13 protein-coding genes are annotated in these 11,453 nt (G+C 71.7%); 9 read left to right on the top strand and 4 right to left on the bottom strand.

Features of this window, described 5'->3' with window-relative positions:
- Positions 1–76: 76 nt before the first annotated feature.
- Together AB0H43_RS16105 and crtI are read left to right on the top strand one after the other, a co-directional pair.
- On the top strand, positions 77–1,183 hold the full coding sequence (locus AB0H43_RS16105; RefSeq protein ID WP_360000362.1) for a polyprenyl synthetase family protein: 1,107 nt from the start codon (positions 77–79) through the stop codon (positions 1,181–1,183).
- An 11-nt stretch (positions 1,184–1,194) separates the two neighbouring features.
- Positions 1,195–2,682 carry a phytoene desaturase family protein gene (gene crtI, locus AB0H43_RS16100; protein ID WP_360000361.1) on the top strand — a complete coding sequence of 496 codons (1,488 nt, stop codon included), beginning with the start codon at positions 1,195–1,197 and terminating at the stop codon, positions 2,680–2,682.
- On the opposite strand, the gene AB0H43_RS16095 is transcribed toward crtI, so the two are convergent.
- Positions 2,670–4,136 carry an SDR family oxidoreductase gene (locus AB0H43_RS16095; RefSeq protein ID WP_360000111.1) on the bottom strand — a complete coding sequence of 489 codons (1,467 nt, stop codon included), beginning with the start codon at positions 4,134–4,136 and terminating at the stop codon, positions 2,670–2,672. The genes crtI and AB0H43_RS16095 overlap by 13 nt on opposite strands.
- A 129-nt stretch (positions 4,137–4,265) precedes the next feature.
- On the opposite strand from AB0H43_RS16095, the gene AB0H43_RS16090 reads away from it, so the two are divergent.
- Positions 4,266–5,174, top strand: coding sequence for a MerR family transcriptional regulator (locus AB0H43_RS16090; RefSeq protein ID WP_360000110.1), 909 nt, complete (start codon positions 4,266–4,268; stop codon positions 5,172–5,174).
- Here the strand turns inward: AB0H43_RS16090 and AB0H43_RS16085 are convergent.
- On the bottom strand, positions 5,135–6,103 hold the full coding sequence (locus AB0H43_RS16085; protein WP_360000109.1) for a DUF5937 family protein: 969 nt from the start codon (positions 6,101–6,103) through the stop codon (positions 5,135–5,137). The genes AB0H43_RS16090 and AB0H43_RS16085 overlap by 40 nt on opposite strands.
- 101 nt (positions 6,104–6,204) lie before the next feature.
- On the opposite strand from AB0H43_RS16085, the gene AB0H43_RS16080 reads away from it, so the two are divergent.
- A complete protein-coding gene (locus AB0H43_RS16080) occupies positions 6,205–6,711 on the top strand; it encodes a tetratricopeptide repeat protein (protein ID WP_360000108.1) in 507 nt (168 codons plus the stop codon).
- Position 6,712: 1 nt separating this feature from the next.
- Here the strand turns inward: AB0H43_RS16080 and AB0H43_RS16075 are convergent, their stop codons facing one another.
- The gene (locus AB0H43_RS16075; protein WP_360000107.1) at positions 6,713–7,030 is read right to left on the bottom strand and encodes a hypothetical protein; all 318 of its coding nucleotides are present in this window, start codon (positions 7,028–7,030) and stop codon (positions 6,713–6,715) included.
- Between the two features lie 411 nt (positions 7,031–7,441).
- Here AB0H43_RS16075 and AB0H43_RS16070 point away from each other — a divergent pair, with 411 nt between their 5' ends.
- Positions 7,442–7,831: a hypothetical protein gene (locus tag AB0H43_RS16070; protein WP_360000106.1), complete on the top strand. Its 390-nt coding sequence runs from the start codon at positions 7,442–7,444 to the stop codon at positions 7,829–7,831.
- 5 nt (positions 7,832–7,836) lie between these two features.
- Entirely contained in the window at positions 7,837–8,181 is a 345-nt protein-coding gene (locus AB0H43_RS16065) for a DUF1622 domain-containing protein (RefSeq protein ID WP_360000105.1), read from the top strand.
- Here the strand turns inward: AB0H43_RS16065 and AB0H43_RS16060 are convergent.
- A complete protein-coding gene (locus tag AB0H43_RS16060; protein ID WP_360000104.1) occupies positions 8,171–8,962 on the bottom strand; it encodes an alpha/beta hydrolase in 792 nt (263 codons plus the stop codon). The genes AB0H43_RS16065 and AB0H43_RS16060 overlap by 11 nt on opposite strands.
- A gap of 60 nt (positions 8,963–9,022) precedes the next feature.
- Between AB0H43_RS16060 and AB0H43_RS16055 the strand changes: the two genes are divergently transcribed.
- The 3 genes from AB0H43_RS16055 to AB0H43_RS16045 all read left to right on the top strand — a co-directional run bounded on the left by AB0H43_RS16055 (position 9,023) and on the right by AB0H43_RS16045 (position 11,377).
- Complete coding sequence (locus AB0H43_RS16055; protein WP_360000103.1) at positions 9,023–9,835, top strand: TetR/AcrR family transcriptional regulator C-terminal domain-containing protein; 813 nt, start codon at positions 9,023–9,025, stop codon at positions 9,833–9,835.
- Positions 9,820–10,911, top strand: a complete 1,092-nt coding sequence (locus AB0H43_RS16050) for an ionic transporter y4hA (RefSeq protein ID WP_360000102.1) — start codon at positions 9,820–9,822, stop codon at positions 10,909–10,911. The genes AB0H43_RS16055 and AB0H43_RS16050 overlap by 16 nt, the downstream gene beginning before the upstream one ends.
- A gap of 112 nt (positions 10,912–11,023) precedes the next feature.
- Positions 11,024–11,377 (top strand): hypothetical protein, encoded by a 354-nt coding sequence (locus AB0H43_RS16045; RefSeq protein WP_360000101.1) that lies wholly within the window; start codon positions 11,024–11,026, stop codon positions 11,375–11,377.
- Positions 11,378–11,453 lie beyond the last annotated feature (76 nt).

The following is an 11,453-nucleotide window of genomic DNA, read 5'->3' as shown; positions in this document are numbered from 1 at the left end:
ACCCTCATGCTAATTCGACGCAAGAATCGACGCAACCTGCCGCGTCGGTTAGCCTCAAAGGGTGGCCGACACGACTCTGACCCTGACCGTCCCGCGACCTGCCGGTCCGCCGGGACCCGCCGCGCTCGCCGACGCCGTCGACGACCGGCTCGCCACGTTCGTCGCTGCCGAGGCGGCTGCGCTGGTCGCCCTCGATCCCCGGCTCGACCTGCTCGCCGCGACCGCGCGCGACGCCGTCCTGAGCGGCGGCAAACGGCTGCGGCCGCTGTTCGCGTACTGGGGGTGGCGGGCGTGCGGCGGCCGGGAGCCGGTGGAGCAGGTGCTTCCGGCCCTGGCCGCGCTCGAACTGCTGCACGCCTTCGCCCTCGTGCACGACGACGTCATGGACCGTTCCGAGACCCGGCGCGGCCGGCCCACGGCGCATCGGGCACTGGCGACCGCACACGGCCGGGCCGGTTTGACGGGCGACGCCGACCGGTTCGGCGACTCGATCGCCGTCCTCGTGGGCGATCTCTGCCTCGTCTGGGCGGATCGGCTCATGGCCCAGGCGTTGGTTCCGCCGGCCGCGCTGGCCGCCGCCCGGCGGGCGTACGACCTCATGCGGGTCGAGGCGATCGCCGGGCAGTATCTGGACGTGCTGGGCGAACACTCTCCGGTGTGGACGGTCGACCGGGCGCTGCGAGTGGCCCGGCTCAAGACGGCCGGATACACCGTCGTCCGGCCACTGCACTACGGCGGCAGTCTGGCGGGCCGGCTCGACTCCTCGGTCGCGGCGGCCTTCACCCGCTTCGGTACGCGTGTCGGGGAAGCGTTCCAGCTTCGCGACGACCTGCTCGGCGCGTTCGGCGACCCGGTGCACACGGGCAAGCCCGCCGGTGACGACCTGGTCCAGGGCAAGCCGACCGTCCTGCTGCAGCTAGCGCGGGCCACGGCGAACGTTCGCCGCCGGACTGAGCTCGATGCGCTGGTAAGCCGATTCAGGAGCGGGCCGCCGCCGGACTCCGCCGAGGTCCAGCGGCTCGGCGAGCTGATCCGGAGCACGGGAGCGCCGGAACGGGTCCGCGAGATGATCGCCGACCGGGTCGCCGAGGGCATCCGAGCGCTGGACACCGCCCCGATCGCCGACGACGCCCGGACCGCGCTCACCTCGCTGGCCGGTGCGGCCGCCTGGCGGTCGTCGTGAGCGCCGGGCGGATGTCCGGCCCGACGGATCGGGTAGTAGTCGTGGGGGCCGGGCTCGGCGGGCTGGCCTGCGCTCTCCACCTGGCCGGCGCGGGCCGCCAGGTGACGGTCCTAGAGAAGGCCGACCGGCCCGGCGGACGGGCCGGGCGGCTGTCGGTGGCCGGGTTCGACTTCGACACCGGCCCCACGGTGCTCACCATGCCCGACCTGATCGCCGAGGCGCTGGCGGCAGTGGGGGAGGACCTGCCGCGCTGGCTCACCCTGACCCCGCTCGACCCGGCGTACCGGGCGTGGTTCGCCGATGGCTCCCGGCTCGACGTGATCGCCGATCCCGACCGGATGGCCGACGAGATCGCCCGGGTCTGCGGCGTACGCGAGGCCGACGGCTACCGCCGCTTCGCCGCGTACGCCCGGCGACTGTGGGAGTTGCAACGGGCGGACTTCATCGACCGTAACTTCGACGGGCCGCGCGACCTGGTGACGCTCAACCTCCTCCGGCTACTCGGGCAAGGGGCGTTCGGCGGCCTCCAGCACCGCATCGACCGCTTCTTCCGCGACGACCGCACCCGGCGCGTCTTCTCCTTCCAGGCGATGTATGCCGGGCTCGCGCCGCAGGACGCCCGCGCGTTGTACGCCGTCATCGCGTACCTGGACACCGTCGCCGGGGTGTACTACCCGGCTGGGGGAATGCACGCCGTGCCGCTCGCGCTCGCCGGAGCGGCCGAGAAGCACGGCGTCGAGTTCCACTACGAGGCGGAGGCGACCAGCGTGGAGGTGCGCAACGGCCGGGCGGTCGCCGTGCGTACCGCGGACGGCCGGCGCTTCCCGGCCGACGCCGTCGTCCTCAACCCCGACACCGAGGCCGCCTTCGGTCTGCTGCCCGGCCGGGGACCCCGGCGGGCCCAGCGGTATTCGCCGTCGTGCGTCGTGCTGCACATCGGCTCCCGGCGGGCGTATCCGGAGACCGCCCACCACAACATCCACTTCGGACAGGCGTGGCGGCGTACCTTCGCCGAGGTGATTCGCCGGGGCGAGCTGATGAGCGACCCGTCGCTGCTGGTCACCAACCCCACCCGGACCGATCCGACGGCGGCGCCCGCCGGGCGAGAGACCTATTACGTGCTGGCCCCGGCGCCCAACCTGACGACGGGTCCGTTCGACTGGCGGGGCGGCCTGGCCGACCGGTACGCCGACGAGCTGATCGACGTTCTCGAAGCGCGCGGGTATGCCGGATTCGGCGACGCGGTGGTGACCCGGCACGTCGTGACCCCCGCCGACTGGGCGGCCGGCGGACTGGCCGCCGGAACCCCGTTCGCCGCCGCGCATACGCTGCGCCAGACCGGCCCGTTCCGATCGCCGAACCGGCATCCCGGTCTGGCCAATGTGGTGTTCGCCGGGTCGGGGACGACTCCCGGCGTCGGGGTGCCGATGGTGCTGATCTCCGGCAAGCTCGCCGCCCAGCGGATCGTCGGGGCCGATCGGCGGGGTCAATCCGGGTGATCGGCCCGTTCGGCGGTGCTGGCGATGTTGCGGGCCATCCCGCCGAAGATGACCGTGTGGAAGGGCGAGATCGCCCGCCAGTAGAGATGCCCGGACAGCCCGCGGGGGAGGAAGATCGCCCGTTGCCGGTAGACGCTGTCCGGGCCGGTGTCGTCGACGGCCATCTCCAGCCAGGCTCGGCCGGGCAGCAGCATCTCGGCGCGCAACCGCAGCAGCCGACCCGGTTCGATCTCCTCCACCCGCCAGAAGTCCAGTGCCTCGCCGACGTACAGCTCGGCCGGATCACGCCGCCCCCGGCGCAGCCCGACGCCGCCGAGCGCCCGGTCGAGCCAGCCCCGGACCGACCAGGCCAGCGGGAACGAGTACCAGCCGGTCTCGCCGCCGATGCCGGTGACCACCCGCCACAGCGCGGTCGACGACGCGTGCACCGGACGCTCGCGGCGGTCGACGTACGCCGTCCCGCCGGACCAGTCCGGGTCGGTGGGCAGGGGTTCGGCGGGAGCGCGCGTCCACTCGGCGGTCGACCAGCGGGTCTCCACGTCGGCGTCGCGTACCTTCGTCAGGGCGAGCCGAACCGCCTCGTCGAAACCCTTCAGCCCGCCGGGCGGGTCGGGCACGTAGCCGGCGATGTCGTGCTCCCGGCAGACGGCCTCGTGGATCAGGCTCTCGACCAGCGGCTTGGCGATCGCACCCGGCACCGGGGTCACCAGACCCACCCATTGCGAGCTGAGCCAGGGCGACAGCGTACGCACCGGCAGAATGAGGCGGGGCGGCAGTTTCGCGACGCGGGCGTACCGGCGCATCATCTCGGCGTAGGTGAGCACGTCCGGCCCGCCGATGTCGAAGGACCGGCTGACCTCGTCAGGGACGGTCGCCCAGCCGATCAGGTAGTGCAGCACGTCGCGGACGGCGATGGGCTGCAGCCGGTTGCCGACCCAGCGCGGGGTCACCATCACCGGCAGCCGCTCGGTCAGGTAGCGCAGCATCTCGAAGGAGGCGGAGCCGGAACCGAGGATGACCGCGGCACGCAGCACCACAGTCGGCACACCGGTCGAGCCCAGGACCGTGGCGACCTCCGACCGGGACCGCAGGTGTGCCGAGGCGTCCTCGTCGCCGGTGATTTCGGGACCGCCGAGATACACGATGCGGCGTACGCCCGCCGCCGCGGCCGCCTCGGCGAAGGCCCGTGCGGCCCGGCGGTCGCGGTCCTCGAAGTCCCGGGTGCCGAGCGAGTGCACGAGGTAGTACGCGATGTCGACGCCGTCGAAGACGTCGGTCAGCGAGCCGTCGCCGAGGAGGTCTCCCTCGACGACTTCGGCGTGGCGCGCCCAGGGGACGTCGCGCAGGCGGGCGCCGGACCGCGTGAGGCACCGGACCTCGTGGCCGGCCTCCAGGAGTCTCGGTGCCAGCCGGCCGCCGATGTAGCCGGTGGCCCCGGTGACCAGGCATCGCATACCCTTGACGGTACCAGTTGCATCGAAGTTTGCATCGTAAAATGGGAGCCCTGGCCTGCGTCACGGGCGGCCGGGCGGCCACTAGGCTTCTCGTGCGCGAGTGCCCGATTCGGCGGAAGGGAAACGACGATGGCGGAGGAGGCGTTGACGGCGAGCGAAGCCGCCCGGCTCGTCGGCGTCGCCGTCACGACCCTGCGGACCTGGGACCGCCGCTACGGGCTCGGGCCGCTCGGGCACGACGCCGGCAAGCACCGGCGCTACGGACCCGAGGACCTGCGGCGGCTAGCCGAGATGCAGCGCCTCGTCGGGCAGGGGGTGCCACCGGCGCGGGCCGCCGCCTGGGTGCTCGGCCGGACCATCCCGGCCGCCCGGCGTGACGGAGGTGGGTACGCGGTCGCGGTCGGCTCGGCCGGTCCGGCCGTCCGGGGGCTGACCCGGGCCGCACTGCGGCTCGACAGCGCGGAGCTGCGGCAGGTCATCGCCGAGACGCTGAACCGGGACGGGGTCGTCACGGCGTGGACGGAGTTGCTCGCGCCCGCCCTGATCCACATCGGACGTAAGCACGCCGCGACCGAGGCGCTGGTCGAGGTCGAGCATTTGATGTCGCGCGAGGTGTCCGTCGGGCTGGCCCAGGTCGAGCGGCCGGTCGGGGCGGCGCGCGTACTGCTCACGTGCACCGACGAGGAGCAGCACAGTCTGGCGCTGGAAGCCCTGGCGGCGGCGCTCGCCGAGGCGGGTGTGCCGAGCCGGCTGCTCGGCGCTCGGGTTCCGCCGTCGGCACTGCGCGAGGCGTTGCGCCGAGCCGGACCGGACATCGTGGTCCTCTGGTCGCAGACGGCGGCCACTGCCCACTTAGGACAGATAGCCGACGCCCTGGACGCCCGTCCGGCGCCCAAACTGGTGCTCGCCGCCGGACCGGGCTGGGCCGAGACGGAGCTGCCCGAGACGGTTCAGCGTCCCGACAGCCTGGCTGAGGCGGTCGACCTCGTGACCGGGCGTCACCCCACGGCCGCGTCACCGAGCGGCGTACGCCGATAGCGGATCTCGTGCCGGTGCCGTTCGCCGGTGACGAATCCGGCGTCGCGTAACACGGCCAGATGCTCGGAGACGGTCCCGGCGGCCAGTGCGTGCCGGTGGGCCAGGACGGTGGTGCTCGCCGGGGCGCCGAGGTCGGCCAGCAGAGCGGCGCGGGTCTTGCCCACGAGCCGGCCGAGCGCCGCCTGCCGATCCGTGGCGAGCGGCTGCCAGAGACCGCCGAGTCCCCGGGCCGGGTAGATGACGGTGGGCTGCCACGGCGGGTCGACGATGGCGACGACCTGGTCCCACTTGAACGCGCTCGGCACCAGGATCAGGCCCTCGCCCTGGAGGTCCCGGTGGTCGTCGTCGCCGTACTCCCGGGTCAAGACGCCGTTGCCCCAGCGCAGCCGGGGATGCAGCTCGGCGAACAGCCGGTCGAGGCCGCCTTCGGCCAGCCGCCGGGTCTGGAAGCTCACGTCGGCGTCGAGCAGTCCGCGTACCTGCGGCCACACCGGTTCGACGAGCACTTCCCAGGCCTGCCGGACCAGCTCGACCAGCATCGGCAGGACGCGCGCCGGGTCGCCCAGCAGCAGCCGCCCGGTCGGCGACTCCGCCGCGCCCGGGGTGTCCGCCAGCGACCTCCGCAGCTCTCGGCGTATCTGCTGATGATCAGTGGCGGCGACGGCCTGCAGCTCGTCGGCGAACCTGGCCTGCGGGCCGATCGGTGGCGGCGAGAGGAAGTCGGGCGTGTAGCCGCGGCGGGGCAGGAGCAGTAGGAGTGGGCGCAGGTCGAGGCCCTGCTTGTCGACGGTCGCGAGCCAGCGGCGATGCGGACCGGGGTCTTCGCGCGAGGAGAGCAGGCGGACCGCGGAGACCGTCTCGAACATCGGCGAGACGGCGAACCGGCAGCGCAGCAGGTCGTCCGGGCTGAACCGGAACGTGACCGCCACCCTGACCTCCCCGAGACATTCGGCACTCGCCGAATCACTAGCGCCGACTCTAGCCCGCCCCGCACAGTGATCACCGCACAGACGACAGCGAGGAGAACGACATGGACCGGGACTGGGAACAGCGCAGCGACGCCCTCTGGGCGGACTTCAACGCCGCGCCGGACACGTGGGACGAGGAGGAGTTCCGCGCCCGCGTCGGCGACCTGGCCGACGAGCTGGGACCCGGCCACCCGGTCGCGGCCTTCGAACGGGCCTGCGCGTGGGACTCGACGGGGCACTCCGACCGGGCCGTCCCGTTGTACCGCGAGGCGCTGCAGCTGGGGATTGACGGCATCCGGCGGCGGCGCTCGGTGATCCAGATGTCGAGCTCGCTGCGCAACACGGGACACGCCGACGAGAGCGTCCGGCTGCTGACCGAAGAGCGTGCGCAGGGCTCCGACGAGCTGGACGATGCGGTCGTCGCGACGCTCGCACTGGCGCTGACCAGCGTCGGCCGGGAGCGCGAAGCGGTGTCGCTGGCGGTCGGAGCGCTCGCCAAGCACCTGCCGCGCTATCAACGATCCATGGCGAATTACGCCCGGCTGCTGGTCGAGCCGGACGAGGACTGACCTACAACCAGCCGCGGCCTTCGTTGCCACGCAGGCTGCTGCTCCACAGGCGATCCTCCCGGCCGCCGCCCGCCCGCGCGGCGGCGTCGGCCGGGACCCGCTTGCCGTTGATCCGGGCCAGCGGCAGCGGTCCCTGCCCACCTCGGCCGTCGCCGGCGAGGATCAGGACGATCGGCAACCCGGAGCCGTCGGGGTCGACGCCGATGATGCGGCCGTACGCCTCGGCGCCGTGGTCGGCGAGCGCGACTTCGTCGCCGACGAACAGCCAGGTGCCGTCGAGGTCCCAGGAGGGGACCGGAGGTCTGTCGTTCTCGGGCATCACAGCGCTCCCGTCAGAGTCCCCGCGCCGATGTAGATCACCGACTGTCGCGCCTCGCTGACTGTAAGTAGACCATTGGGACGCGGCTGTGAATAGCATCAGGACTGTGAGTTGCGTTGCGCCGCCCGAGGCTTGGGCGCCGGATCAGGGTTCTCGGTCGAATCTTGGCCCAAGATTCGACCCGGAACCCTGATCCAGCGCTGGCGCGTCAGCGCTGGCGTGTCTTGCGGACGGCACGGCGTCCAGGTGGGCCCGCCAGTCCAGGATCATGGGCAGCGGCCGCCGCCGGCACCAGTCGGTCACGCCGGCCTTGGTCGCGGGGCGGATCTCCATGTCGGAGGATGCTGCCAGATCTTGGCGGAACCGCCCACAAGGCGAGAGATATTTCCGTACGGTGATGCAATGACTGAAATGTCCTCTAGCAAGCGGGCCTGGTCGGAAGGCGGCATGGTGTTCGCCGCCTGCATGATGGTTCTGCTGGGCGTCATGCAGTTCTTCCAGGGCCTCGCCGCGGTCATCAAGGACTCGTTCTACGTGGTCGCGCCGAACTACGTGTACGAGCTGGACACCACGGCCTGGGGCTGGATCCACCTGATCATGGGCGCTCTCGTCGCGATCACCGGTTTCTTCCTGTTCACCGGGGCCGACTGGGCGCGCGGCGTCGGCATCGCCCTCGCGGTGCTCTCCGCGATCTCGCAGTTCTTCTTCCTGCCGTACTACCCGATCTGGGCGCTGGTCATCATCGCGCTGGACGTCTTCGTGATCTGGGCGCTGACCGTCGCACCGCGGCCAACCGTCTGAGACGGATGGACCTGGTCGCCCGGATCTTCGAGTACATCGGCGTCGGCGTCCTCTGCGCCGGTCTGCTGTGGTCGGTCGTCGTCGCGGCGGGCGCCTGGCGGCGCGAGGGCGGGACGGCGGCGTACCAGAAGGTGCGGGCGACCTTCGGCGGAGTGCTGCTGCTCGGCCTGGAGATCCTGGTCGCCGCCGACCTCATCCGGACTGTCGCCGTGGCGCCCACTTTGGAGAACGTCGCCGTGCTCGGCGTGATCGTGCTGATCCGGACCTTCCTCAGCTTCTCGCTGCAGATCGAGATCGAGGGCCGGGTGCCGTGGAAACGGTCGGCCGGCCGCACCGACGTCAGGCTGTGAGCACGGAATCCAGCCACGGGCGCAGCACGGGCAGAACGTTGGCGGCCTGCATCGCGCCGGTGTGGTCGAGCCCGTCGAGGACACGGACGTCCCAACCCGCTGCGGACAGGTCGTCGCCCCGGCGGAGCAGCGGCCCGGCGATGTCCACGGTCACCCCGCCCCACTTCGGCCCGTACGCGATGACGTCGGCCGAGCCGGCGAAGCACAGCCGCGGCATCGACAGCTCGACGGCGGTGTCGGAGAAGGACTGCAATGCCTCGTAGAGCACGACGAATTGGCCGGTCTGCTCCGGCGAGAGGGTCATCTCCGCCGAGTCCCAGACCGAGTCGGCCGGACCCGTCCACGACGACGGGTCGACCGCGAGATCATGGGTCGCCTTCGTCACCGTCAGCATCGGCGCGTACGGGCCGTCGAGGGGCGGGAAGCCGCCCATGACCAGGGCGGTGAGCCGGTCGGTCCGCAGGGCGAGCTGGAGCCCGGCGAGGGCGAGCCAGGAGTAGCCGTAATAGGCGAACCGCTCCACCCCGGCGGCGTCGGCCACGTCGAGAAGGTCCTGCGCGAGCCGGTCCGGAGTCAGGTCGGTGGGGTGGGCGAGCCGGTGCCCCTCGTAGTCGAACGCCACGACGCGGTAGGCGTCGGCGAGGCCGGCGATGAGATCGCGGCCGTTGGCCGGATTGACGCCCCAGGCCCGCATCTCGTCGGCCTTCGCTCCCTCGATCGGCTCCGGATTGACCGGTAGCAGGAGGGCGGGGCCGGTTCCGTGCACCTCGTACGCGACCATGGCAAGATCTCCTTATCCTGTAAGCTGTTCCAGATTAGTTTACGGCGTAAGGAGATGCAAGTGGGCGTCTACGCAAGTCAGGGCGATCCGGCCTGGTCTATCTCCGCGCTGTGGCGGGACCGGCCGGCTCCGCGTACGCAGCCGGGGCCGAAACGCGCCTTGAGCCTGGCGGAGATCGTCCGGGTGGCGACCGAGATCGCCGACCGGGACGGGCTGGCCGGGCTGTCGATGCGGGCGGTCGGCGAGCGCCTCGGCCGGACGGCGATGTCGCTCTACACCTATGTCCCCGGCAAGAACGAACTCGTCGACGTGATGTACGACGGGGCGCACGCGGAGCTGCCGGTCGCCTACGACCTGGCGGACGGCTGGCGGACCGCGATCACGGCCTGGGCCGGTGACCTGCTGGAGTTCCATCTGCGGCATCCGTGGACGGTGGAGGTCTCGTTCGCCCGGCCGGTGCTCGGCCCGCACGAGCAGGTGGTGCTGGAGAACCTGGCGGGCCTGCTCCGCGCGACCGGATTGCCCGCCGATCGGGTCCGCCCGCTGGTGACCGCACTCTTCCACCTCGTCCGGGGCAGTGCCCAGACGATCACGGAGGCGCGCAAGGCGGCCGAGATCACCGGTACGCCCGACGAGCAGTGGTGGTCGGCGCGCAGCGCGCGGCTCCTCGAGGAGGTGCCCGACTTCGCCAGGCGGTTCCCCGAGTCGGTCTGGCTCAGCACCCGGGAAGCCACCGGCGACGCCCAGCCGTACTCGCTGGAGGCGACCGCCCGGGAAGCCTTCGCAGGTGGGCTGGACCTGCTGCTCAACGGCCTTTCTGCCGCGATCGGAGCCGATCATCCGTCAGACTCGGGAGCATGTTCACCCGGCTGATGGAGTACTGGACGCTCGTCATGCCCCCGCTGGCGATCGTCGTCCTGGCGGGGGTGTGGCACCGCGATCTGCCGCCGTTCGCCGTCGCCGTGGCCGCGCTGGTGCTGGCCGGAGCCGTGCTCGCCGCGGTGCACCACGCCGAGGTGATCGCGCACCGGGTGGGCGAGCCGTTCGGGTCGCTCGTCCTGGCCGTGGCGGTGACGATCATCGAGGTCGGGCTGATCGTGTCCCTGATGATCGGGGGCGGCGAGAAGAACGCCGCGTTGGCCCGCGACACCGTGTTCGCCGCGGTGATGATCACCTGCAACGGCATCTTCGGGCTCTGCCTGCTCGTCGGGGCACTGCGGCGGCGGGTCGCGGTCTTCAACCCCGAGGGCACCGGCGCCGCCCTGGCCAGCGTCGCGACCGTCGCCACCCTGAGCCTGGTCGAGCCGACCTTCACCACCAGCGCCCCCGGCCCGCAGTTCTCGACGCCGCAGCTCGTCTTCGCCGCGGTGTCGGCCCTTCTCCTGTACGCCCTGTTCGTCACGACGCAGACGGTCCGGCACCGGGACTACTTCCTGCCGATCACCTCCAAGGGCGAGGTCATCGACGAGGAGACGCACGCCGATCCGCCCTCGGTCCGGCAGACCTGGCTGAGCCTCGGTCTGCTGCTGGTCGCCCTGGTGGCCGTGGTCGGCCTGGCGAAGTCCATCTCGCCCGCGATCGAATCCGGCGTCGCCCAGGCAGGCCTGCCCGCCTCGGTGGTGGGCGTCGTCATCGCCATGCTCGTCCTGCTGCCCGAAAGCATCGCCGCCGTCCGGGCGGCCCGGCGGGACCGCGTACAGACCAGCCTCAACCTGGCCCTCGGCTCGGCGATGGCCAGCATCGGGCTGACCATCCCGGCGGTCGCGGTCGCGTCGTTCTGGCTGAACGACCGGCTGGTGCTCGGGCTCGGCTCGACGCACATCGTGCTGCTCGCCTTGACCGTCATCGTCGGGACGCTCACCGTCATCCCCGGCCGGGCGACTCCCCTGCAGGGCGGCGTGCACCTGTCGATCCTGGCCGCGTACCTGGTCCTGGCGGTATCGCCCTGACTCGCGCTGCGGTGCCAACATCGCGCATGCGCATATGTATGCCTCATGTAGGTGGTATGTACTCCGGGCTGCGAGCGTTGTCGGTGATCGCCCACACCGACGAGGAGGATCGATGCTCGGAAGAAAGCTCGGCGCCACCCTGGCCGTGGTGCCCGCCGTCGTCACGGCAGTCGTGTTCGCCGTGAGCTCGCCGGCTGCCGCCGCCTGTAGCACCCACTCGTGGTCTGACAAGGACCCCGCGGACGCGAACGAGTACACCGAGGAGTCCGCGCCGTTGCGTACGGGCCCGTACGAGGACTGCTCGGCCATCACGACGCTGCCGACGTCGACGGCGCTCAACTACCACTGCTTCGTCACGAACAGCTACGGCAACACGTGGACCCACGTCAAGGTGAAGGGCCGGGACCTCTCCGGCTGGATCTGGGACAACCACCTGAAGAACAACGGCAGCCCCTACCGCTGCTAGTCCGTCCCGCCGAGAGCGCGGACGGGCGAATCCCGTCCGCGCTTTCGCCCGGCAGGTGGGCGATCGCGCCGAACGC

This window comes from Hamadaea sp. NPDC050747 (assembly GCF_040654195.1).
In the GTDB taxonomy this organism is placed as follows: Bacteria; Actinomycetota; Actinomycetes; order Mycobacteriales; family Micromonosporaceae; genus Hamadaea.
The sequence above is the reverse complement of the archived record's forward strand: the minus strand, read 5'-3'. Positions and strand labels throughout refer to the sequence as shown.

Bases quoted from the DNA above. Each gene is read 5' to 3' on its own strand.
- crtI (WP_360000361.1), top strand. From the start codon at position 1,195: ATGTCCGGCCCGACGGATCGGGTAGTAGTCGTGGGGGCCGGGCTCGGC.
- AB0H43_RS16095 (WP_360000111.1), bottom strand. From the start codon at position 4,136: ATGCGATGCCTGGTCACCGGGGCCACCGGCTACATCGGCGGCCGGCTG.
- AB0H43_RS16090 (WP_360000110.1), top strand. From the start codon at position 4,266: ATGGCGGAGGAGGCGTTGACGGCGAGCGAAGCCGCCCGGCTCGTCGGC.
- AB0H43_RS16080 (WP_360000108.1), top strand. From the start codon at position 6,205: ATGGACCGGGACTGGGAACAGCGCAGCGACGCCCTCTGGGCGGACTTC.
- AB0H43_RS16075 (WP_360000107.1), bottom strand. From the start codon at position 7,030: ATGCCCGAGAACGACAGACCTCCGGTCCCCTCCTGGGACCTCGACGGC.
- AB0H43_RS16070 (WP_360000106.1), top strand. From the start codon at position 7,442: ATGTCCTCTAGCAAGCGGGCCTGGTCGGAAGGCGGCATGGTGTTCGCC.
- AB0H43_RS16065 (WP_360000105.1), top strand. From the start codon at position 7,837: ATGGACCTGGTCGCCCGGATCTTCGAGTACATCGGCGTCGGCGTCCTC.
- AB0H43_RS16060 (WP_360000104.1), bottom strand. From the start codon at position 8,962: ATGGTCGCGTACGAGGTGCACGGAACCGGCCCCGCCCTCCTGCTACCG.
- AB0H43_RS16050 (WP_360000102.1), top strand. From the start codon at position 9,820: ATGTTCACCCGGCTGATGGAGTACTGGACGCTCGTCATGCCCCCGCTG.
- AB0H43_RS16045 (WP_360000101.1), top strand. From the start codon at position 11,024: ATGCTCGGAAGAAAGCTCGGCGCCACCCTGGCCGTGGTGCCCGCCGTC.